This is a genomic window from Ruegeria sp. BG10 (genome assembly GCF_056538575.1).
On record NZ_JBQFTI010000001.1, the window covers coordinates 1,547,116 to 1,570,576 of the forward strand.

Annotated in this window: 18 protein-coding genes; 6 read left to right on the forward strand and 12 right to left on the reverse strand. The window is 61.1% G+C overall.

Translation table 11 applies throughout. The features are described from left to right. The first annotated feature begins 2 nt into the window (after positions 1-2). Positions 3-836, forward strand: a complete 834-nt coding sequence (locus tag ACR0D8_RS07660) for an aminoglycoside phosphotransferase family protein (RefSeq protein ID WP_480645589.1) — start codon at positions 3-5, stop codon at positions 834-836. Here the strand turns inward: ACR0D8_RS07660 and ACR0D8_RS07665 are convergent. From ACR0D8_RS07665 to ACR0D8_RS07675, 3 genes are all read right to left on the reverse strand, one after another. Beyond that, positions 830-3,316, reverse strand: coding sequence for a penicillin-binding protein 1A (locus ACR0D8_RS07665; protein ID WP_480645591.1), 2,487 nt, complete (start codon positions 3,314-3,316; stop codon positions 830-832). The two genes, ACR0D8_RS07660 and ACR0D8_RS07665, sit on opposite strands and share 7 nt — an antisense overlap. A gap of 95 nt (positions 3,317-3,411) precedes the next feature. Further along, positions 3,412-4,632: an N-acetylmuramoyl-L-alanine amidase gene (locus ACR0D8_RS07670; protein WP_480645592.1), complete on the reverse strand. Its 1,221-nt coding sequence runs from the start codon at positions 4,630-4,632 to the stop codon at positions 3,412-3,414. A gap of 66 nt (positions 4,633-4,698) precedes the next feature. After that, positions 4,699-5,862, reverse strand: coding sequence for a pyridoxal phosphate-dependent aminotransferase (locus tag ACR0D8_RS07675; protein WP_480645593.1), 1,164 nt, complete (start codon positions 5,860-5,862; stop codon positions 4,699-4,701). On the opposite strand from ACR0D8_RS07675, the gene ACR0D8_RS07680 reads away from it, so the two are divergent. Both ACR0D8_RS07680 and ACR0D8_RS07685 read left to right on the forward strand, forming a co-directional pair. Continuing rightward, on the forward strand, positions 5,861-7,243 hold the full coding sequence (locus ACR0D8_RS07680; protein ID WP_480645594.1) for a M48 family metalloprotease: 1,383 nt from the start codon (positions 5,861-5,863) through the stop codon (positions 7,241-7,243). The genes ACR0D8_RS07675 and ACR0D8_RS07680 overlap by 2 nt on opposite strands. Beyond that, on the forward strand, positions 7,240-7,998 hold the full coding sequence (locus tag ACR0D8_RS07685) for a DsbA family protein (protein WP_475161475.1): 759 nt from the start codon (positions 7,240-7,242) through the stop codon (positions 7,996-7,998). The genes ACR0D8_RS07680 and ACR0D8_RS07685 overlap by 4 nt, the downstream gene beginning before the upstream one ends. Before the next feature lie 35 nt (positions 7,999-8,033). On the opposite strand, the gene ACR0D8_RS07690 is transcribed toward ACR0D8_RS07685, so the two are convergent. The 4 genes from ACR0D8_RS07690 to hemA form a co-directional block, all read right to left on the reverse strand. Then, positions 8,034-8,603 carry a hypothetical protein gene (locus ACR0D8_RS07690; protein ID WP_480645595.1) on the reverse strand — a complete coding sequence of 190 codons (570 nt, stop codon included), beginning with the start codon at positions 8,601-8,603 and terminating at the stop codon, positions 8,034-8,036. 102 nt (positions 8,604-8,705) lie between these two features. Continuing rightward, positions 8,706-9,827 (reverse strand): flavodoxin-dependent (E)-4-hydroxy-3-methylbut-2-enyl-diphosphate synthase, encoded by a 1,122-nt coding sequence (gene ispG / locus ACR0D8_RS07695; RefSeq protein WP_480645596.1) that lies wholly within the window; start codon positions 9,825-9,827, stop codon positions 8,706-8,708. Between the two features lie 71 nt (positions 9,828-9,898). Next, on the reverse strand, positions 9,899-11,110 hold the full coding sequence (locus ACR0D8_RS07700) for a helix-turn-helix domain-containing protein (RefSeq protein ID WP_480645597.1): 1,212 nt from the start codon (positions 11,108-11,110) through the stop codon (positions 9,899-9,901). Between the two features lie 128 nt (positions 11,111-11,238). After that, positions 11,239-12,462: a 5-aminolevulinate synthase gene (gene hemA, locus ACR0D8_RS07705; RefSeq protein WP_480645598.1), complete on the reverse strand. Its 1,224-nt coding sequence runs from the start codon at positions 12,460-12,462 to the stop codon at positions 11,239-11,241. A 332-nt stretch (positions 12,463-12,794) separates the two neighbouring features. Between hemA and ACR0D8_RS07710 the strand changes: the two genes are divergently transcribed. Continuing rightward, complete coding sequence (locus ACR0D8_RS07710) at positions 12,795-14,183, forward strand: M20/M25/M40 family metallo-hydrolase (protein WP_480645599.1); 1,389 nt, start codon at positions 12,795-12,797, stop codon at positions 14,181-14,183. A gap of 136 nt (positions 14,184-14,319) precedes the next feature. Here ACR0D8_RS07710 and lpdA read toward each other — a convergent pair whose 3' ends face one another. Continuing rightward, positions 14,320-15,714, reverse strand: a complete 1,395-nt coding sequence (gene lpdA, locus ACR0D8_RS07715) for a dihydrolipoyl dehydrogenase (protein WP_480645600.1) — start codon at positions 15,712-15,714, stop codon at positions 14,320-14,322. A gap of 215 nt (positions 15,715-15,929) precedes the next feature. Between lpdA and ACR0D8_RS07720 the strand changes: the two genes are divergently transcribed. Further along, positions 15,930-16,364 carry a hypothetical protein gene (locus ACR0D8_RS07720; protein WP_480645601.1) on the forward strand — a complete coding sequence of 145 codons (435 nt, stop codon included), beginning with the start codon at positions 15,930-15,932 and terminating at the stop codon, positions 16,362-16,364. Here ACR0D8_RS07720 and ACR0D8_RS07725 read toward each other — a convergent pair. The 4 genes from ACR0D8_RS07725 to ACR0D8_RS07740 all read right to left on the reverse strand — a co-directional run bounded on the left by ACR0D8_RS07725 (position 16,361) and on the right by ACR0D8_RS07740 (position 22,890). Next, positions 16,361-16,939, reverse strand: a complete 579-nt coding sequence (locus ACR0D8_RS07725) for a DUF924 family protein (RefSeq protein WP_480645602.1) — start codon at positions 16,937-16,939, stop codon at positions 16,361-16,363. The genes ACR0D8_RS07720 and ACR0D8_RS07725 overlap by 4 nt on opposite strands. A gap of 109 nt (positions 16,940-17,048) precedes the next feature. Beyond that, the gene (locus tag ACR0D8_RS07730) at positions 17,049-18,320 is read right to left on the reverse strand and encodes an MFS transporter (protein WP_480645603.1); all 1,272 of its coding nucleotides are present in this window, start codon (positions 18,318-18,320) and stop codon (positions 17,049-17,051) included. A gap of 112 nt (positions 18,321-18,432) precedes the next feature. Further along, complete coding sequence (queA, locus tag ACR0D8_RS07735) at positions 18,433-19,479, reverse strand: tRNA preQ1(34) S-adenosylmethionine ribosyltransferase-isomerase QueA (RefSeq protein ID WP_480645604.1); 1,047 nt, start codon at positions 19,477-19,479, stop codon at positions 18,433-18,435. 45 nt (positions 19,480-19,524) lie between these two features. Further along, positions 19,525-22,890, reverse strand: coding sequence for a YhdP family protein (locus tag ACR0D8_RS07740; protein ID WP_480646375.1), 3,366 nt, complete (start codon positions 22,888-22,890; stop codon positions 19,525-19,527). A gap of 83 nt (positions 22,891-22,973) precedes the next feature. On the opposite strand from ACR0D8_RS07740, the gene ACR0D8_RS07745 reads away from it, so the two are divergent. Then, on the forward strand, positions 22,974-23,435 hold the full coding sequence (locus tag ACR0D8_RS07745) for a peroxiredoxin (RefSeq protein WP_480645605.1): 462 nt from the start codon (positions 22,974-22,976) through the stop codon (positions 23,433-23,435). Positions 23,436-23,461 lie beyond the last annotated feature (26 nt).

A 23,461-nucleotide genomic window follows, 5' to 3' on the forward strand; every position in this document is an offset into this window, starting at 1 on the left:
GAATGAACGATGCGCCGGACGAGTTTCTGGACAGATGGGGCCTGACCGTCGTTGGACCGGTGGCGGAGACCGGTCTGGCCCGCGTCTGGAAGGTTGAAACCGACAGCTTAACTGCGGCCCTCAAGGTATACTGGCGCGTGGATCGCGGCAACGAAGCGCCGGGTGCGCGGCTGTTGTCCGCCTGGCAAGATTGCGGCGCGGTCCGCATATTCGATGAGGTAGCAAATGCCGTTCTGATGGAATGGCTGGACGGACCGTCGCTTGGGGGTATTGCCCGCAGTGGTGACCCGGACACTGCCGTAATGCTGCTGGCACAGACCGCATCCAGACTGCACCGTCCGCCATGCCCGCCGGTTTCCGATCTCAAAGGGTTGGATCAGGTGTTCGCACCCCTGTTTGATTGCCAGTTTTCGGTGGCCTGTGATCGGAACCTGAAGCACGACATGAAACAAGCCATGGCTTTGGCCCGGGACTTGCTGGCCAGTCAGCCGGTACAGGTTCCGCTGCATGGCGATCTGCATACCGACAATGTCATCCTGACCGATGCCGGCCCCAGAGTGATTGATGCCAAGGGGTACATTGGTGATCCGGCCTTTGAGCTTGCGAATGCCCTTCGGCACCCCAAGGGGATGCCGGAACTCGTGCGTGATCCATCGCAGAGGTCGCGCTGCCTGTCGCTTTACGCAAAGGCAATGGCGGTTTCGCCCGAACGCCTTGCCAAATGGGTTGCTGCGAAATGCGCGCTGTCGATCTGCTGGCGATCACGGGGTCGGATCACGGAGGACAGCGAAGCCGACCTCCTGAACCTTTTCCTGCAACAAGCGGCGGCTCAGTAAAGACCGCCACCCTGCAGATCGCCCTGGCTGGCATTTGGACCGACGGTAATCGTGTTGCCGGTCGACGTGGTGACCTGGCGGCCCGAACTGGCTTCTTCAAACAGCGGCAGGTCCGACCCCATCGCAAAGCCACCGTCATAGATGCGATCAATAAAGCCGTCGACGCCGTCGCGGAAATACTCGGCCACGACATAGTCACCGGTTGCATCCGCCGGCAGGCGCGCACCGCTGAACCGGTCAATCTTGATGAACTGGCCGCCCGGCGGCACTTCGAACGGGCCACCGCCGTACTTTTCGACGGCTTTTTCCATAAAGCTCTGGAATACTGGGCCGCACATCGTGCCACCGTAAGCACCCCGCCCCATCGGGCGCGGACGGTCGTACCCGATATAGCAACCGGCCACGATGTTCGAAGTGAAGCCGATGAACCACGCATCCTTGGATTCGTTGGTGGTCCCGGTCTTGCCCGCTGTCGGCACCGGAAGACTGACATAGGACGACGCTGTGCCACGATCCACCACGCCCTTCATCATTGAGGTCAACTGATAGGCAGTGATCGCGTCCATGACCTGAGAGCGGTTGGTCTCGATGGTCGGGGACTCGTCCGGTTCCAGCCAGCCAGAGCTGCAGTCCAGACACCGCCGGTCGTCATGGCGATAGATCGTCTTGCCGAACCGGTCCTGAATGCGGTCGACCAGAGTGGGTTCGACCCGTTCGCCCCCGTTGGCAAACATCGCATAGGCGGCGACCATCTTGTACAGCGTGGTTTCCTCGGACCCCAGGGAATTGGCCAGAAACGCGCCCATCCGGTCATAGACGCCGAACCGTTCGGCATAGCCTGCCACAACGGGCATCGTGACCTCTTGCGCCAGACGGATGGTCATCAGGTTCCGCGACTGCTCGATCCCGGTGCGCAACGGCGTGGGCCCGTAGAACTTGTTCGACGAGTTCTTGGGTCGCCACAAACCCTGCGGCGTGTTCACCTCGATCGGTGCGTCCACGACGATGGTGGCGGGGCTATAGCCGCTGTCCAGCGCGGCGGCATAGACGAAAGGCTTAAAGCTGGACCCCGGCTGGCGCTGTGCCTGTGTGGCGCGGTTGAAGACTGAATCCTGGTACGAGAACCCGCCCTGCATCGCCAGAACGCGGCCCGAGTTCACGTCCATCGCCACGAAACCGCCCTGCACTTCGGGCACCTGACGGGCAGACCATTGGCCCTCTTCCCCAGCCATCACAAGAATGACGTCGCCGCGTTTGAAGTTGGCGGCAAAATCACCCTGCATCCATTTGATGTCCGAGCGCGGAACAACACCCTCTGCCGGTCCATCCTCGATCCCCACGGTCAGGGATTGATCCGCGACGTTCAGAACCACAGCCGGGTACCATTGTGTCGGTAGCACGACGTCACGGGGAATTTCCATGATCGCCAGCGCCTCGCGCCACTGCGCCTCGTCCGACAGTTTGTCTTCCGGGATCACTTCGCCGGTACCACGCCATTTCCCGCGCGAGCGGTCGTATTTCTGCAACGCCTCACGCAGCGCGCGGGCCGCTTCGACCTGCATCTCCTCGTCCACCGAGGCGCGGACGGTGAAGCCGCCGGTAAAGAACTCACCCTCGCCAAAATCCTCGCTCAGCTGGCGGCGGATTTCATCGGTGAAATAGTCGCGCGGCGGCAGAGCGGTGCGGAAGCTTTCGAAATCGCCATTCTGGACCGAACGCAGGGGCATCTCGACCTCGGCCTCATAGGTCGCCTGATCGATATAGCCGTTCTGCTGCATCTCGCGCAGCACATAGTTTCTGCGCGCCAGCAACCGGTCTTTTTGCCGGACCGGGTGATAATCCGACGGGGCCTTGGGCATCGCCGCCAGCGTCGCGGCCTCATGCGGGGTCAGTTCTTGCAGGGTCTTGTTGAAATAGGTCTGCGCGGCGGCTGTAACTCCGTAAGAGTTCTGGCCCAGAAAGATCTCATTCATATAGAGTTCGAGGATCTGTTCCTTGTCCAGCGTATCCTCAAGCCGAGTGGCGAGGATGATTTCCTTGATCTTGCGCTCGGCCCGGCGGTCGCCCGACAGCAGGAAGTTCTTCATCACCTGCTGGGTGATCGTGGACGCACCGCGAACATTTTCCCCCTTGGATTTCACCGCCTCGACCCCGGCCGCGATAATACCGCGCGGGTCATAGCCCTGATGGGAGTAAAAGTTCTTGTCTTCCGCCGAGATGAACGCCTGTTTCACCAGGTCGGGGATTTCCTCGGACGGGGTAAACAGGCGGCGTTCCTGCGCGAATTCGTCGATCAGTTGGCCTTCGCCCGAATAAATCCGGCTGATCGTGGGCGGCTTGTACTGCGCCAGCGATTCATGGCTGGGCAGGTCGCGGCCATACATCCAGAAGATCGCGCCGACGACCAGCGCGGCCATGAAAATACCCAGGGTAACGAGGCTGAAGATCGCCCCGAAAAACGAAAGAATGAAACGGATCACGTTACTGCCTTTTACTCGCGGTGACGCCTATATAGGGATGCCCCGGCGCAGGGTCAAAACCCGGTGGCCAATAATAGCCTGTTTGCGCCGTGGGGTCACTGGCCAATCAGGGACCGTTTGACCAGATCGTCCTGTCGCCATTGCTCCAGCCCGTTGAGGATGCCGCGCGCCATCCCCTTGCGCCATTCGGGATTTTGTATGTTTTCCAAATCCCTGGGGCTGGACAGAAACCCAAGCTCTACCAGAACCGAAGGGATATCGGCCGCCTTCAGCACCGAGAAGGACGCCGTGCGGATCGGCCGGCTGTTCATCGGCCCGCCTTGCTGGGTCATGCCGGCCGCCAACGCCCGCGCCAGCGCGTCGGTGCGCGGTTTGGTCTCTTGCCGGGCGATATCCAGCAGAACATCGGCCACCTGATCGTCTGACCCGCTCAGATCGACACCGGAAATCAGGTCACCCCGGTCATGCCGTTCAGCCAATTTGTGGCTGGCCACATCCGATGCGTCTTCCGACAGCGTATAGACCGCAGCCCCATGCGCGCGCCCCTCGGACAGCGAATCCGCATGCAATGAGATAAAAACATCCGCGCCTGCCCGGTGCGCCAACGCGATGCGCCGTTCCAGACTGACGAACTGATCGTCGACGCGGGTCAGCACGACCTGATACCCGCCTGCCCGCAGCAGCGTTTCGCGCAGTTCGCGGGCGAATGTCAGCATCAGCGTTTTTTCGTCGGCGCCCTCAACCTCGGCCCCCGGATCAATGCCGCCATGGCCGGGGTCCAGCATCACCAGCAACGGGCGCGTTCCGTCCCGGCCCGGTCTGGCGGGCGTTACCGCCGGTTCGGGCAGGTCCCAGCCCGGCTGGCGCGGCGCACCGGCCCCTGCGGCAAATCTGTCGAAATCGGTCCCGCGCAGCCGGAGCGACAGTTGCGCCGTGCCGGTATCCTCATCGACCCGCAGATCCGCTGCTTCCACGGCCAGAGGTGCGCCAAGTTCCAAGACCAGCCGCGACCATCCCGGAACGTAAGTGCCGAACTGAACGCCGCTGATCCGGTCGGTTTGCAGGAACGCATCCCGATCGAGCCCGGTCCAGTCGACCTCCTGAAAGTCCAGAACCATGCGGTAGGGATCGCGCAGGGTGAACACCCGGTAGGGCACACCCTGACTCAGACCAAGATCGAGCCGGACCCCGGCGCGGCCGTCATCGGTGATGCGGCTGTGTTCGGGCAACACACGTGCAAGCGCGCTGAAATCATGCGCGACGGCAGCACCGGTCAGCGCCCAGATCAGCGCGAATGCGTAGAAAATCCTGCTCATGGCCTCAAGTTTTCCCGAGATCGTTTGAATGCCAGCCTATCCCAACCGTGCGGATTTGTGAACGCTTCAGACCGGCTCGGCCACTGCGCCACGTTCGGCCATGAAACGACGCAACCGGCTCAGACCTTCTTCGATATCCGCGGTCGACCGAGCATAGGAAAACCGCAGCGTTCTGTGACCGCGCAGCGGGTCAAAATCCAACCCCGGCGTGACGGCGACCCCGGCCTGATCCAGAATTTCGGCCGCGAATGCGCGGCTGTCATCGGTCAGTTCGGACACGTCCGCATAGACGTAAAACGCGCCGTCCGGCGGTGCGATATTGGTGAAACCCGCCTTGGGCAGCCCGTCCAGCATCAGGGCGCGGTTGCGGCGGTAAACATCCAGATTGCCCTGCAACTCGTCTTCGCAATCCATCGCCGCCAGCGCCGCCACCTGGCTGGCATGGGGTGCGCAGATAAACATGTTCTGCGCGATCCGCTCGACCACGCGCACCTGATCCTCGGGCACCACCATCCAGCCCACGCGCCACCCGGTCATCGAGAAATATTTCGAGAACGAGTTGATCACATAGCATTCATCCGTCAGTTCCAGCGCGGTGACAGCCTTGGCCTCGTATTCCAGCCCGTGATAGATTTCGTCGCTGATGAACGAGGCACCCTGCCCGTGCGCGGCTTCGATCAGTGATCCCATGGCCGCGTGATCCAGCATGGTGCCCGTCGGGTTGGCCGGGGACGCCACCATCAGCGCTTGCAAGTCCAGTCCCGCAAAGTCCGTCGGCACCGGTTGCAGGCGGTTTTCCGGGGCGGTTGGCAGATCAACGGGCACCAGCCCCAACGCTTTCAGGATCTGCCGGTAGGACGGATAGCCCGGCGCGCCGATACCCACGCGGTCGCCACTGTCGAACAGGGCGGTGAAGGTCAGCAGAAAGCCGCCGGATGACCCCGGTGTGATCACCACTCGCTCGGGGTTAAGGTCGACATTGTACCACTCGCCATACAGCCGCGCGATCCGCTGCCGCAGCGCCGGCAGCCCCAATGCCACCGTATAGCCCAACGGCCCCTGTTCCATCGCTTTCGCCAGTGCCTGAACGGCACCCTTGGGCGCGCCGGTGCCGGGCTGGCCGACTTCCATGTGGATGATGTGGCGCCCGGCCTCTTCGGCGCGGCGCGCGGCCTCCATCACGTCCATCACGATGAAGGGATCGACCCCGGACCGGGTTGAGTTTCTCATGCCCATCTCCCATGTTGCTGCCATGGCTTTTGAACGCGTATCCAGGCTGGCGTCAATCCCGGCCCTGTTGCTGCTGGCGGCGACATGGATGGCAAGCGCCGTTCAGACCAGCGCGCAAAGCCTGATCCGCGACCCTGATATCGAATATGGCCTGCGCGAACTGGCCTTTCCCGTTCTGCGCGCGGCCGGGCTGAACACCAACCGGGTTCGGATAATCGTGGTCAATGACAGCACGTTCAACGCGTTTGTCATCGACTACAACGCGATTTACCTGAATTACGGGCTGATCCTGACCGTCGAAAACCCCGAGATGTTGCAGGCTGTCATCGCCCACGAAGCCGCCCATATCGCCAACGGACATCTGGCGCGCCGGACCGAGAATCTGCGGGCGGCGCAGCGCAAGGCGCAGCTTGGCACGGCGCTGGCGCTTGTTGCCGCTGCGGCCGGGGGCGGCGAAGCTGCGGCAGGGATTGCCGCCGGCACCAACTCGGCTGCCCTGCGCAGCTTTCTTGGACATACGCGCGCCGAGGAATCTTCGGCCGACCGAAGCGCCGCCAGCTACCTCCGCCTGGCCGGCATTTCGCCCAGCGGCATGGTCGCCCTGCATCGCAAATTCGCCGGACAGGAATTGCTGAACATCGCCAATCAGGACCCCTATATGCGGTCGCACCCGACCGATCGCGAACGTTTGCGCGCGGCCGAGGCGTTTCTGGCCGAGTTCGGGGATCAGGCGCAACCCAATCCAAACGCCGATTACTGGTTCGCCCGTGTCAAAGGCAAACTGTCGGCGTTTCTCAGATCGCCGGGCTGGACCCTGCGGCGCGCGAAAGAAGAAAGTGCCGCCGATATTCGCCTGATGCGTGAGGCCGCCGCCCATCACCAGAACCGCAACCTATCCAAAGCGCGTGCCGCCATCGACGGCGCGCTGGCCATTCGCCCCGACGATCCGTTCTACTATGAGCTCAAAGGTCAGATATTGCTGGAAAACAGACAGGTTCAGGAGGCCGTGGCTGCTTATGGGTTGGCCGTCGAAATGGCCCCGAACGATGCCCTGATCCTGGCCGGCCATGGCCGGGCCCTGTTGGCACAGGGCAAGACGAAGAACGCCCTGCAAGTGCTTGAAAAAGCGCGAGCAAGGGATTATCGAGATGCGCGCCTGATGCAGGATCTCAGCGTGGCCTATGCCCGTGCGGGAAATAACGGCATGGCCTCTGCGGTAACGGCAGAGCGGTACGCCCTTCAGGGGCGGCTGGACGACGCCGGAATTCACGCAAAACGCGCCCTTCGGCTGTTGCCCGAAGGCTCACCGGGTTGGCAACGCGCTCAAGATGTGATGATTGCCTCGGAACAAGCAGAGAAAAAGAAAAGGAAACGGAAATGATCCTCAGACATGCTGCACCGGCCCTTCTGGGGCTTTCCCTGATCACGGGGCCCGCGCAGGCGCTGGACCTGAACGCCTTGAGCGATGCCGAAAAGGCAGAGTTTGGCGCTCAGGTCCGCGAATACCTGCTGGAAAACCCCGAAGTGATCATTGAGGCGATCAACATTCTTGAACAGCGCAATGCCGCGGCTGAGGCCGCCGCCGACAAGGAACTGGTCGCAGCCAATGCGGACGAACTGTTCAATGACGGGTACAGCTGGGTTGGCGGCAATCCCGACGGTGATATCACGCTAGTTGAATTCATGGATTACCGCTGTGGCTATTGCCGCCGCGCGGTGCCCGAAGTGGCCGGCCTGCTGGCCGAAGACGGCAATATTCGGCTGGTCATCAAGGAATTCCCGATCCTGGGCGAAGCCTCGGTTCTGTCGGCCCGCTTTGCCGTGGCGACCAAACATGTCGCGGGCGACGACGCCTATAAGCAGGTGCATGATGCGCTTCTGGAGTTCAGCGGAGAACCTTCGGATGTCACCCTGCGCCGAATCTCTGACGGCCTCGGGCTGGACAGCGACGCGATTCTGGCGGCCATGGACAGCGATCAGGTCACCGAAGAGATCAACCAGACCCGAGAACTGGCACGCCGGATGCAGATATCCGGAACACCGTCCTTCGTTCTGGGCACCGAGATGCTGCGCGGGTATCTGACCGCAGACCAGATGCAGCAGATCGCAAACGGCGTGCGCGCGGAACAGGGCTAGTGAATCGGGGCGGCCAAGCCTGCCCCGAATGCATTCTAATCGTAGGGGTAAGGGGCGTCACATTTCATCGACACGACCCAGGTCGGAGAGCCGTCTGTCCTGAAATGGGTCGCGGGAATTGCTTCGCCCCTGATGCCGGCAGGAATGACATCACGCCCCTGCCGCTGACTTTCCGCCAGAATCGCCTGCAAGTCCTGGGGGTTGGAATATTTCCGGATTCCGGTGTTTTCGGTGATCGGACCCGACGGGCAATAAGTGGCACGCGCAATCTGTTGCGCAAATGCAAAGGCCGCCTTCGAGTCGCGACCGTCGCGCAATGACAAGGCAACGCGAGAGGTCAGTTGCGGATCGGCCGTCATAACCGGCGTCAGGCTTCCCTTAGGCTTACCTCTGCCACCCGAACTAATCCGCACATCGGTTCGAGTTGTGGTCCCGTTCTGGCTCCACCCCGATACATTGACGGACAAATATCCAAGCTGCGTGCCCTGTGTAGGAGGAACCGGAACGTGAAAATAACTCGGACGTTTGTCATAGTCATTTGACGGGGCGCTGCAGGCGGCCAGCACGGCGGCCAGCAGCCCCGCGCAAAGTGTATTGAGTTTCACTGTTCACTGCTCCGGACATTCAGGTCTTTGCCGCCACTAATAACGGCAATTCAGGCCACATCATGGCGCAGCGCTGAGTATTGAAGAACCCCGGTCGAAATTCTACTCGGCCGCTTCAGCCACCGCATCCAGTTCGGCGGCCTTCTTCTCGACCTCTTCCACGATATGGTCGATCATCTGGTCGTTGGACATCTTGTGGCTGGCCTTGCCCGCCAGATAAACCATGCCGGACCCTGCTCCGCCGCCGGTAAAGCCCACGTCGGTCATCAGCGCCTCGCCCGGGCCGTTTACAACACAGCCGATGATGGACAGGCTCATCGGTGTCTTGATGTGTTCCAGCCGTTGTTCCAAAGCTTCGACCGTCTTGATCACATCGAACCCCTGCCGCGCGCAGGACGGGCATGAGATGATGTTCACGCCCCGGTGGCGCAGGCCCAGAGATTTCAGGATTTCATAGCCGACCTTGACCTCTTCGACCGGGTCCGCGGACAGGCTGACGCGGATCGTGTCGCCGATCCCCATCCACAGCAGGTTGCCCAGACCGATGGCCGATTTGATCGTGCCGCTGACCAGACCTCCGGCCTCGGTGATGCCCAGATGAATCGGCGCGTCGGTCGCCTCGGCAATACCCTGATAGGCAGCCGCCGACAGGAAGACGTCGCTGGCCTTCACGCTGATCTTGAAGTTGTGAAAGTCGTTGTCCTCAAGGATGCGGATATGTTCCAACCCGCTTTCAACCATCGCTTCGGGGCACGGCTCGCCATACTTCTCAAGCAGATGCTTTTCCAACGACCCCGCGTTCACCCCGATGCGGATCGAACAATTGTGGTCGCGGGCGGCCCTGATGACCTCTTTCACCCGCTTTTCGTCACCGATATTGCCGGGGTTGATCCGCAGGCAGGCCGCACCGGCCTCGGCCGCTTCGATTCCGCGGCGATAGTGGAAATGGATATCCGCGACGATGGGCACCGGGCTTTCGCGCACGATCTCCTTCAACGCTTTCGAGGACGCCTCATCCGGCACCGATATCCGCACGATATCCGCGCCCGCTTCGGCCACGGCCTGCACCTGCGCGACCGTCGCCGACACATCCGTTGTCAGGGTATTCGTCATTGTCTGAACGGCAATCGGCGCATCCCCCCCGACGGCGACATTGCCAACCATGATCTGACGGGATTTGCGGCGGTAGATATTGCGCCACGGGCGAACGTGATTGAGGGACATGAGGACGGGTCCGGGACAGTCTGAGTTGCGTCTTTAGATAGTTCGCCTGCCCGATCACCGCAATGGCTAGATCACTCGGCCGGGGCGTCGTCCACCTGGGCCTGAAGTTCGGCCACCAGTTGTTTGAGCGCGCTGTTTTGTTCAGCTTCGAGATCGGCCACGGCAAAAGCCTCGGCAACAGCGTCCTTGGACAGAACGACACCCTTGGCAACGGTTCCAGGGGCGCCTGCCGGCCCGTAATGTTCGCCATTCATCAAAAAGAACACCGACCCCGACGCACCGGCGCGCAGCAGCGGGGGTTCTTCTGTCAGCGGGACTTCGAACACGCTGCCTTGTTCGACGGTGCCCAGCGTGCCTTCGAAGATCACGCTGCCGTCAGCGGCCGTCACCCGCATCCACGCAGGATCAACGGCCACGATCTTGAGCGTTGTATCAATCTGCTCGACCACCTGCGGCAAGGCCGGGCGTACAACAGTGTGAACCTCTGCAATTTCCACTGCGGGCAGTTCCTGCGGAAGGAATGTGCCGACGGTGCGCGGATCAAGTGTCGAGATCGGCGCGTCGCGCGCGACCAGAACCGGAACGTCCAGCGCCTGCGGACGGTACAACCGGTCCAGCGCCTCGGCACTTGGGGATTCTACGGCCGCAACTTCAGCCTCTGGCACGTTGCGCGCGGCATCCAGCGGATCGAGATCGGACAGGACCACCGGTGCCTGTTCGACCGGGCTGACCTGCACTTGTTGGATCTTGTTCAGAACTGACCAGCCGCCATAGCCGATGCCACAGATGACGGCGACCAGGACCAGCGAGGATCCGATAGCGCGTGGTTCAATCTGGCTGACCAGGGATTCCCGACCCGGAACAAAGGGAGTGTTCGGCGAGATAAAGGGATCACGGCCCATCGGACCGCGCGCAGGTACCCCGACCGAAGGCTTGCGGACGACCGACGCCTCGGCCGACATGCCATGGGCGACTTCAAACCCGCTTTCCTTGCAGAAGGCGGCAAAGGTTTCGTCCGGGTTCATCCCCAGATACCGGGCATAAGAACGCACATACCCGGCGATAAAGCCGGGTGTATCGAACGCATCTGGATCCGCGTCTTCTATGGCTGCGATGTAGTTGGCCTTGATCCGCAGTTCGCGCTGAACATCCAGAAGAGACTTGCCCATCGTTGCGCGCTCACCGCGCATCATATCGCCAAGCCGTACCTCATAATCGTCATAGCCCTTTGGCCTGACGTCAGTATCATCTTCGGATTCGCGCTGAGATCTGCGCCCAATCATCCCTGCTGCCCCATTCTGCCTATGCGTGTTTCACGCCGACGGCGAATCATTCCTATAACGATTCGTCCGTATCTTTTGTTAGCGTAATCTTAACACGCGACAAACGCGTTGCACACTTTGGCGTGAGGTTAACCGGCAAGTTCGGCGCGATTTAGCGCACAATGTGACCAAAGTTCGTCCATAGCTTGTACCAGACGGTTCATTTCGTCAGGCCCATGGACCGGCGACGGGGTGAATCGCAGACGCTCGGTTCCGCGTGGCACGGTCGGGAAATTGATCGGCTGAACGTAGATTCCATAGTCGTCCAGCAACATGTCGCTCAGCTTTTTGGTGTGCACCGGGTTGCCTACGATCACCGGCACAATATGGCTGCCATGATCGATCAGCGGAAGGCCCATCCCCTTGAGGCGCAGCTTGAGGATCTTGGCCTGAGTCTGGTGCAGCGCGCGCAGGTCCGCCGCCTCTTTCAGGTAGGCCACCGAAGCCGCAGCACCGGCCGCAACCGCGGGCGGCAGCGATGTGGTGAAAATGAACCCCGGCGCATAAGAGCGTACGGCGTCGCACATTTTGGCACTGGCCGCGATATAGCCACCCATCACGCCAAACGCCTTGGCAAGCGTGCCGTTGATGATGTCAATACGATGCGCCAGCCGGTCGCGTTCGGTCACACCACCGCCACGCGGGCCGTACATGCCGACCGCGTGCACCTCGTCAATATAAGTGAGGGCGCCAAACTCATCCGCCAGATCACAGATCGCCTCGATCGGACCGAAATCGCCATCCATGGAATACACGGATTCAAACGCGATCAGCTTGGGCGCCGCAGGGTCGTCCGCTTCAAGCAGCTCTCGCAGATGTGCGACGTCATTGTGACGGAAAACACGCTTGGCGCCGCCATTGCGGCGAACACCTTCGATCATCGAGGCATGGTTCAGTGCGTCGGAATAGATGATCAGGCCGGGAAACAGCTTGGGCAGCGTGCTCAGCGTGGCGTCATTTGCGATATACGCGCTGGTGAACAGCAGCGCGGCTTCTTTACCATGCAGGTCGGCCAGTTCAGCCTCCAGCCGTTTGTGATAGACGGTGGTGCCCGAGATGTTGCGTGTGCCGCCCGAACCTGCTCCGGCGGCATCCACCGCCTCGTGCATGGCGTTCAGAACGACCGGGTGCTGGCCCATGCCCAGATAGTCATTGCCGCACCACACGGTGATATTCTGCTGCGACCCGTCCGGGCGCGTCCGCACCGCATGCGGGAAATGACCATTGCGACGTTCGATGTCGATGAAGGTCCGGTAGCGTCCTTCTTCGTGCAGCCTGGCAATCGCTGAATCGAGCTGAGCAGTATAGTCCACCGGTTTCTCCTTACCTGCCCGGCCATGTTCGCATCGACCGGACGTCTTCTGTGGCACCGTTGACGGACCCGTCCGTATTGGCGCCGATGCGTTCCCTTGAGCCACAACCATATAAATGACCCTGAGACCGCGGAATTGATTTGCATCAAATATCCGCTTGCATCAGTGCCGACAAGTAAAGTTACGGCCATCAGACGCGAGGAAACGACGCAGGCGCCATCCGGCATTTCGGTATGTTTCCGATATTATACCATATTGACCGCAATGCACACTGGACGGCGCCGGTGGCGCTGATAGGGTTCGGCCAAATTTCATTCAAGCAGGAGCCCTTCATGTCGCTGGACGCCGTTCTGAACCGCATCGACACCGATCTGCAAACCTCAATCGACCGTCTGATGGAACTGCTGCGCATTCCGTCCATATCGACGGACCCGGCATATGATGCGCAGGTCAGCCAGGCCGCCTACTGGCTGGTTTCCGACCTGCAAAGCATTGGCATCGCTGCGGAAAATCGTGAAACCACCGGTCATCCGATGGTCGTGGGACATATCGGTGAAGACAGCACCGCACCGCATGTTCTGTTCTACGGGCATTACGACGTTCAGCCGGTCGATCCGCTGAAGCTGTGGAACCGCGATCCGTTTGATCCGGCCATCGAGGATACCGATTTCGGCCCCGTTATCCGTGGTCGCGGGTCGTCGGATGACAAAGGGCAGTTGATGACCTTCGTCGAGGCCTGTCGCGCCTGGAAAGCCGTTCATGGCACCCTGCCCTGCCGCATTACCTTTTTCTTCGAAGGCGAGGAAGAATCGGGGTCGCCTTCTCTGGTCCCGTTCCTGCGTGAAAACGCAGCCGAACTGAAAGCTGATCTGGCGCTGGTCTGCGACACCTCGATGGTGTCGCGCGGCGTGCCGTCGATCGCGTCGCAACTGCGCGGCATGCTCAAGGATGAGTTCACCATTATCGGCCCCCGCATCGACCTGCACTCGGGCCATTACGGCGGTCCCGGTCTGAACCCGCTGCGCGAACTTTCGAAAATCGTCGCCTCGTTCTACGACGACGAAACCGGCCGCGTTGCGGTCGAAGGATTCTACGAAGGCGTGCACGAGGTTCCGTCCGAGCAGTTGCGCCAATGGGAAAACTGCGGGTTTGACGAGGCCGATTACCTGAACTCAGTCGGATACTCGCAACCTCATGGTGAAAAGGGCTATTCGACGCTTGAACAGCAATGGGCGCGCCCGACTTTGGAAGTGAACGGTCTGTGGGGCGGCTACAACGGCGCCGGTTCGAAAACGGTTATCCCGTCGCAGGCGCATTGCAAGATCACCTGCCGCCTTGTCGGCGACATGGACCCGGACGCCCTGCGCGACAAGATCCGCAAACATGTCGAAGACCGTTTGTCGCCGGATGCGAAGGTCGAGTGGGACAATGACCTGGAGGGGTCGCCGGCCTCGGTCATGAACCTGGACCGGCCGGAATTCGAGGCCGCCCGCGGCGCGCTGTCTGACGAATGGGGCCGCGAGGCGGTGTTCACCGGCATGGGCGGATCAATCCCGGTTGTCGGGTATTTCAACACGGAACTTGGAATGGATTCGATGCTGGTCGGTTTTGCCAATGATGACGACGCCATTCACTCGCCGAACGAGAAATACGACGTCAAAAGCTTCCACAAGGGCATCCGGTCCTGGGCTCGCATTCTGGATGCGCTGACCAGAAACTAAACTTGGATTCTGCGAGGCTCTGCCTCGCGCTCCGCGGTATTTTCGGCCAGATGAAGAAGGGATCCCATGCTTCATCTGGCGATAAATACCTAGGGGGAGTCGCGGCTTGCCGCGGCGGGGGCAGAGCCCCCATCCCTTACATGTGGATCACGCGCCCGTAGGCATCCAGCACGCTTTCATGCATCATTTCCGACAGCGTCGGGTGCGGGAAGACGGTGTTCATCAGGTCCTCTTCCGTGGTCTCCAACTGACGGCCCACGACATACCCCTGAATGAGTTCGGTCACTTCGGCGCCGATCATGTGCGCCCCAAGCAATTCCCCGGTCTTGGCGTCAAAGACCGTTTTGATCAGCCCATCAGGTTCGCCCAGAGCGATGGCTTTGCCGTTGCCGATAAAGGGAAAGCGGCCAACCTTGACGTCATAGCCCAGTTCCTTGGCTTTTGCTTCGGAATACCCGACTGACGCCACCTGAGGCTGACAATAAGTGCAGCCCGCAATGCTTTCGGGTTTTACCGGGTGCGCATGTTGTCCCGCGATCAGTTCGGCGACCATGACGCCCTCGTGGCTGGCCTTGTGCGCCAGCCACGGTGCACCTGCGATATCGCCGATGGCGTAAAGTCCGTCGACCCCGGTACGGCAAAACTCGTCCGTCACCACGTGGGTCCGGTCGATTTTCACACCCAGCGCCTCCAGCCCCAGGTTTTCGACGTTGCCGACGATGCCAACGGCCGAGATGACGGTGTCAAAGTCATGCTTTTCCACTTTGCCGCCGGTCTCGATATGTGCCGTGACCTTGCCCTTGGCACGATCCAGCTGCTTGACCATCGCCTTTTCCATGATGGTCATGCCCTGTTTGGTGAATGCCTTCTTGGCAAATGCGCTGATCTCTGCATCTTCCACCGGAAGCACGCGATCCATCACTTCGACCACGGTCGTTTCCGCGCCCAGCGTGTTGTAGAAGCTTGCGAATTCGATGCCAATTGCACCTGATCCGATCACCAGCAGCTTTTTGGGCATGCGCGGCGGCATCAGGGCGTGCTTATAGGTCCAGACCAGATCACCGTCGGCCTCAAGCCCGGGCAGTTCGCGCGCACGCGCGCCAGTGGCCAGAATGATATTCCTGGCGGTCAGGTCTTCCTGACCCTTGTCTGTTGTGACGCTCACTTTGCCCTTGGCCGGGATCGTGGCTTCACCCATGATCACGGTTACCTTGTTCTTCTTGAGCAGATGCCCGACCCCGCTGGTCAGCTGTTTTGCGACCCCGCGCGAGCGTTTGACGACCGCGTCCAGATCATACCCGACCTTATCCGCGCTCAGCCCAAAATCCTTGGCGCGTTCCATCAGGTGAAAAACCTCGGACGACCGCAGCAGCGCCTTGGTCGGGATACAGCCCCAGTTCAGACAGATACCGCCCAGATGCTCACGCTCGACAACGGCGGTCTTCAGCCCCAGCTGTGCCGCTCGGATGGCCGCCACATAGCCGCCGGGACCGGCGCCGATTACGATCAGATCAAAAGATTGTGCAGCCATGTTTCCCTCTCGGCACAGGTCGATTGAAATTTAGTTTACCATTAAACTATTTTTCAAAGCGCTTCAACACACTCTCACCGCGACAAAAGCGACGCTGGGTCAATTGGCGGGTAACGAGCGGCTTTCAGCCTATACCGCACATGGCTCAATGGCTAGAACATAGAAACCGGCTACCCTCGGCTATTCAGGAACCCAAGTTATTCGAAAGGCTTACCATGGCCAGTACGTTCAAAGATCTGTTGCTTGCACTGCTGAACGCGACGCTCATCCTGGTGGCATTGTGCCTGTTTCTGGGGTGGAAGCTGGCGTCATCGGTGGAGGGTGTGACCTCTGCCTTTGCCGAAAAGGTCCAGATCGTGGCCCCGTTGAAGGATGAGCTTCTGGGTGTGCGCGGAGAGCTTTCGGCGCTGCGGAGCGAACTTGCCTCGATGCGTTCCGGTGACACCGCAGGGAACGCTGCCGCCGAAGGGTGGATTTCCGACGCCCTGATCAGGTTGGAGGCTTTGGAACAAAAGATGCAGGCCACTCAGGCCCGGATCACGGACCTGGCTGCGTCGCCGGACGCGCTGATTGAAACGGCCATAGAAACATCGGCCGGCGTGGTCGCCGACCGGGTTATTGCCATTCGCGGGTGTGTGCCGGCCTCCTAGCCCGCGGCCTGCAACTCTCGGACCGTCGTGCCGTAGCCGCCCATGTCGACATAGGCCGCCTCATGCTCGGTCATTGGGCGCGAGAGCGCTTCGTTCCTGTAAGGGAACCGTCCGAACTTGCGGATCACCTCGCGATGCGCGCGTGCGTGCAGCAGATTGCCCGAGTCCTTGTCGGTCATGTTCTGGCACATCAGGCGCACACAGCGTTCCTGATCACACAGGTTTTCCGAATGCATCATCGGCAGGTAAAAGAACTGCCGTGCGGGTTCGTCGATCTTCAGGTCCCAGCCTTTGTCCACCGCGCATTTGGCGGCCGAGAGGGCCGCACGGTCAGAGGCAAACGCCCTGGCGCTGCCCCGGAACATGTTGCGTGGAAACTGGTCCATCAAAATGATATAGGCCAGCGACCCGCTTGGATATGTCAACCAAAGAGAAAACCTGCCTTCATTCGCGGCTTCCCAGGTGGCCAAAAACCGCTCGCGAATGTCTGCATCCAATGCGTCGTCCTGCAGATACCAACCCTTGGGACCGACCTCATCTAACCAATAACTCAATACGTCTTCAGGCCCTGCCATTGCCCTAACTCCGTCGTGTTGCCCTCCCCAGGGACGTAACGTCATTTAAGGCAGTTTTACAGATTTGTTACAGTAAAAAATTGCAACACTTGCGACATAATTTCGTGTCCTAGGCAACATCTTGCGTCTCGGCCTCGGCTTCGGCGGCTTCGATCGCGACCTCCTGCGCCACTTCCAGCGCAATTGGCGATGCGGTCGGATAGACCGGCGACATCGTCCCGGTCTCGTCCACAGGGATCGCGGCCCGCTGAGTCGTGCGGTACAGCGCATATCCCGCCATTGCGATCAGCAGGGCGGCGATGAACAGGAAAAAGCCCGGCGGGCCAAAGACGGCGTCCCCCATCAGCCAACCGGTGATCAACGGACCGGCAATTGCGCCCATGCCGTTGATGAATACCAGCCCGCCCGAGGCGGCGGCCATATCCTCGTGTTCCAGAAAGTCATTCGCGTGGGCGATCAGCAGGGAATAAAGCGGGTTCGACATGCCGCCGATCACGAAGGCCGAGATCAGCAGGATCGGAAACGTCACCCCGAACAGCATCCCGGCAAGCGACCCGCCTGCCCCGACAATCGCGACCAGCATGATCAGAAAGCGGCGATCCATGCGGTCGGACATCCATCCCAGCGGATATTGCAGCAAGACCGCACCGATATAGAAGGCCGCCACGAAGGTCGAGATTTCCACCAGCGTCAGACCGGCGCGCGCGCCATAGACCGAGGCCATCCCGAACTGCGCCGAGAATACGCCGCCCAGCAGGAACATGCCGACGCAGCCGAGCGGCGATTTCCCCATCAGTTCGCGCAGGGTCATCGGTTTGGTGGTATCGAAGGCGGGTGTCGGTGAAATGGACAGCAAGATCGGCGCGAAGGACACCGAAACAAGGATCGAGGCGATCACAAAAGTCTCATAGCCCGACGGATCGCCCAGCAACATCAGCGCCTGCGCGCTGATAATCCCGGTCATCTGCACGATCATGTACAGCGACAGCGCCTGTCCCCGGTTTTCATTGCTGGCGGCGTTGTTCAGCCAGCTTTCCGCGGTGACATACACCCCGGAAAAGCAAAACCCGATGATCACACGCCCCAAAATCCATGCGACCGGGTTGGTCAGCATCGGGTACATGATCATCACCGCGGAAATGAACGAGGCCAGAGCCGCGAAGACCCGCACATGTCCGACCCTGCGGATCATTTCGGGCGCGAGGCGCGAACCGCCCAGGAAACCCAGGAAATACGCGGACATGACAAAGGACATCTGAAGGGTCGAGAACCCCTCGATTTCGCCCCGGACACCCAGAATCGTACCCTGTAGGCCGTTGCCGACCATAAGCAGGCCCATTCCAAGAAGAAGCGCCCATGCGCTGGACAGGACCTGAATCATTGGGGCCTCCGAAATCTGCCGACCTTAACTGTGTCGCCGTTTTCCTATGAAAAGCGGCTCTGGTCATGCTTGTCTACGACATTGCAGGGATTCGATCCCGACATCGCGGCCCTTATGGGATCAAAAGCGACGCGTCCCCATAGGAAAAGAACCTGTATTTCCGTTCAATCGCATGCGCATAGACGTCCCGCATCCGGTCCTGCCCCATCAGGGCGGACACCAGCATCAGCAATGTGGATTTCGGCAAGTGGAAATTGGTCATCAGCGCATCGGTGACGTGGAACCGGAATCCGGGATAGATGAAAATATCGGTTTCCCCCTCCCACGGCTGGATCTGTCCGGACCGGGCCGCGCTTTCGATCAGCCGCAGCGCGGTTGTCCCGACCGGGATAACGCGCCCGCCTGCCGCCTTGGTGGCGCTGATTTCGCGGGCAGCTGTGGCGCTGACCCGGCCCCATTCGGCGTGCATCTTGTGCGTCGTCACATCCTCGACCTTGACCGGCAGGAACGTGCCCGCGCCCACATGTAGGGTCACGTGGCTGAGCGCGACACCGCGCGATTCAAGCGCCTGCATAAGGGCTTCGTCGAAATGCAGTGAAGCGGTCGGGGCCGCAACCGCGCCCGAGTTTCGGGCCCAGATCGTCTGGTAATCGGTTTTATCCTGATCATCCGCCGGACGTTTGGCGGCGATATAGGGCGGCAGCGGCATCGCTCCGGCCTGCTCCAGCGCCGCATCGAAATCCTCGCCCGTCATGTTGAACCGCAGATAAGCCTGCCCTTCTTCGGCCCGATCCAAAGTGGCGCTGAGATCGTCGGAAAACCGGATCTCCTCGCCTTGTCTGACTTTCTTGAGCGGCTTGATCAGGGCCGCCCAGGTGCCGTCGGCCTGCGGGTCCAGCAGCGTGACCTCGATCGCGGCAGAGACCGGCCCCTGCGCGCTGTCGCGGTGGCGGCGGCCATTCAGCCGCGCGGGGATGACACGGGTGTCGTTCAGCACCAGGCGATCTCCGGGCTGCAACCAGTCGGGCAGGTCAAAGACATGCGCATCCGATAGGGCGTCGCCGTCCGCCACCAGCATACGGGCAGAAGACCGCGGGCTGGCGGGGCGCGTGGCAATCAGGTCTTCGGGCAGGTGGAAATCAAAATCGCTGAGTTTCATGAGCGCGCCTTACAATGCCGCGTCAGATTCGGCCACATCCCAATTTCAGCGGTCGGATGGCGGCGCCCCATAGGTGCGTTTCGGCTCATCCGGTTTTGCGGGCCGGGCATTGGGACCGTCGGATACGGTGGGGGCCGGAGTGCGCAGCAGATTGCGCAGGAACAGAGGCGCCAGTCCGGACAGCGGGTTCACCGACACTTTCGGTTGCTTCAGCGGGCCGGTCAGCGTGTAGTTGAAGCCGATTACCCCCTCGCCTTTTTTGGTAAAGACGCTGCCGATGGCATTCACCAGATAAATCGGCGAGATCGCCCCGCGCAGGTTCAGCGTGCCCGCAACCGTGTTGATCATGCCGTCGAAGGACAGCCCCATCGAAGGGCCGACCGCGCTGCCGCTCAGCACTTTGATTTCGGTCGGGGTGATCCGCATCCGGCTGTCGATGGTCGAGAAAAAGATGCCTTGCCCGGCCATTTCATCCAGCAGGCCAACCAGACTGATGGCGTTCAGAAGCGCTGCCATGGCCGGAGCGTCCTGAATGCGCGTGTTGGCGATTTTCAGGATGACATCGTAATTGCCGGGTCCCGCAACAGGTTCCAGTTGCAGGTCCATCGACCCGCCGCGCGCCTGCGTGATCACCCCGGCCGACCGCAACGCCGCCCCGGCATCGCCGGACGTCAGATTCACTGCGCTGCGCCCCGCGCGGGGCGTAACCTGCCCGCGCACCGACGCACCTCCGTTCAGACTGGCCGTGAAGGCGCCGTTGACGCCTCCGGTGGTCTGAAACGCGCCCTTGAACCCGGTCAGGGCAATCGTTTCAGTCACCTGCAGCCGGTCCAGAGTGACGTCCAGCTTCGGCCCGGGTCCGGAGCCGCCCCCACTGCCTGAACCGAATGTCGCGCGCCCCAGATTCATGACCCCGCCCAATACGCGAATGTCCGGCACCGCCGCGCCCCGGCTGATCAGCTCTGCCGGAACGGCCAGCCAGTTGCCCAGATCGAAGGAGCTGAACCGAACGCGGTCCAACGCTCCACCTTCCTTGAACGCAATCGAAGCCGAAGTGCGCAAGCCCGCCGCGTCCAGGTTGAGCTGGTCGACGCGCAGCTGTTCGCCCAGCGTCGCCTCGACCGTCAACGACCCCGTTGTGCCGCCGCCCTTGCGCCAGCCCAGTTCGGGAATGGACAGGACCACACCGGCCAGATCGGATGTCGCCGACAGTTTCGGCGGCTCGCCCGCACCGATGCCTAGCGCGATATCGGCTGATCCCTGCCCGGTCAGCATGCCCTGCGGTAACCCGGCCTTGAGTTCGGCCATCAGCCGGGGCGACAGTTCGATTTGCCCGGTCAGTTCGCTGCGCTGCGGTTCGGTGCCGCCAATGGGCTGACGCCACGCCGCCTGTATCGGAACATCGCCGAACAGCCCTTCGCCGTCGATCTGAACCGCCGTCTGATCGCCCTGAAGGTTCAGACGGTCCGCGCTGACAGAGAATCCCGGCACCAGCCTGTCGCTTTGAACGTCATCGATCTCACCAGTAAAATGAAACTCAGTGTCACCGAATTTCAGACCTTTCTTCATGGGCAGGGCCAGCGTCCCGGACAGGTTGACCTGGCCCGAAGCCAGATCGACCGGCAACCCCGCCTTGGACAACAAGGACAATGGCGGCCGGTCCAGCAGCGACAAGGCGGCCGTCGTGCTGCCGCTGGCGGTGATCCGCGTGATCGACGGGGACAGTTTCTTGATGCTCGTGTCCGGAATAATGAACGAGGTTCCCGACGCATCGATGGCCCCGCCAAGCCGGGCCAAAACACTCCCGGATTCGGCGGTGGCAGTGAACCTTCGGTTGATCAGGCTGGCCTGCCCCTGCGCGTTCTCGATGGGGGGCAATGTCTTGGCGAACCGGATCTTTGCCTCGTCAAACCCGAAATCCAGATAAATGTCAGGTTTCCCGCCCGGTTGCAGGCGCAGAGCGAAGTCCACTTTTGAGAATTGACCTTCATAAAGGTTTTCCGCCACCCATTCCCGCGGCTTCGGCGCCAGCAGTTCGGGCCAATAGTTCAGCAACTGGTCCGACCCCATACTGTCCAGATGCGCGTCCAGCTCGACCGCCCAGCCATCGGGCTTGCCCAGCAAGTTCCCTGTGGCCCGCAACCTGTGGCTGGCATCCTCGACCGTCATCTGCCCCAGCCGCAGCCCGAACGGGTTCAGTTTCATTTGCAGGTCCAGATCAGCCCGCGCCAGTTCCAGCGGCTCGGGAAACAGACCGGCGGGGTTGATTTTGATACTGCTTAGCCGCAGTTGCGAGGTCAGGCTTTCCAGCGCGCCGCTTTCCAGACCCAGCAGAAAGGCTTTGCCTTCGGCCTGAACTGCCCCCCACGCGGATACGACCGACACTTCGTTGAAATCCAGCACCTGCTGGCGCGGCTCATAGGTGAAATAGGTCCGGGCGGATTCGAACGGGATGGGGCGTGTTTCCTGCGTGGGCTGAACCACCCCTTCACCCAGGTTCAGCGTGGCGAACAGCGGACCCAGTGCCGCGTTGTCATCCACACTGCCGCGCAAGGCGCCGGAAATCGGCGCATCGAGGACCTGCAACCAGGAAAACGCGAGGTTCTGACTGGCGATATCTATCGCCGGCAAGTCGTTGATCGTCACGCCGAACTCGGCCTGCGGCGTGCCCAGCACGCTGGTATAATTCGCTTCGATCGAGCTGGCGTAGTCGCGCCCTGTCAAAACGGAGAACCCGGTGGAAAGGCGCATTTCATCGCCGCTGCGCACCACCGAGATGTGGCCGCCGTCAAAGATCCAGGCTCGCCCGAGGCGCAGGTCCTGATAGTCCAGTGTCAGGGATTCCAATTCGACGGACCGAAGGCCGGACAGGATCGGCGACAGGAATACATCGTCCGACTCCTCGATCAGCTGCGCCAAAGTGGGCGCTTCCTGCACCGGGGCGCTGCCGGACCCGACGGTCAGCGACAAGGCTCCGTCAAGGCCGCGCGTCAGTGCAATCTGCGCATCCTGCAACGTGATCCGGCGCGGTCGGATCCGCCCCCGCAACAGGCCGCGCATGGAAAGGCGCGTCCGCATATCCGCGACCTGCGCGATCTGTTGCCCGGCGGCATCGCTGATTGTCACGTCGGTCAGCCGCAGCCGGGGGCGCCATTCCTCATTGACGATGAAACTTGCATCGCCAAAGCGGAATTTCAGGCCTCCAAGGCTGCGCTCCAGCCTTTGTTCGACCTGTTTGCGCACCCATTCCGGCGCATGCAGGTTCTGTCCAAACAGAAAAAACCACCCGGCAAAAACCAGCAATCCCAGCGACAGGACAGTCCAGAGAGACCAGCGCGCAGCGACATGGCGGCGCGACCGGCGGCGCGGAGGGGCCTCCGTCTGCGACGCACTTTTGTCTTCGAGCTGCACCAATTTCCTATCCACGCCTTTCAACCCGCTCGGTCCGCCCTATGATGTCGGGCAGCCTTTAAGAACCTTTAGCGGAGTTTCCAATGCCCGACGTTTCAGACATCGCCCCTGATTTCACTTTGCCCCGCGACGGAGGCGGCGAGGTCACGTTGTCGGACCTGCGCGGCGGCGCCGTCGTCCTGTTCTTCTACCCCCGCGATGATACGCCGGGCTGCACCAAGGAATCCATCGGTTTCTCGGAACAACTTCAAGCGTTTGCCGATGCGGGCGCTCACGTTTACGGCATTTCGCGGGACAGTGTGGCCAAGCACGACAAATTCGTCGCCAAGCACAGCCTGACGACGCCGCTGCTGTCGGATGAGGCGTCCTCGGTCTGCGAGGATTACGGCGTGTGGGTCGAAAAGAACATGTACGGGCGCAAGTCGATGGGTATCGAGCGTTCGACGTTCCTTATTGATGCCGATGGCAAGGTCGCAAGGGTTTGGCGGAAGGTCAAAGTGCCCGGTCACGTGGAGGAAGTGCTGGAGGCGGTTCGGGCGCTGTGAACCCTCTCGACCACGGTCGTCATCCG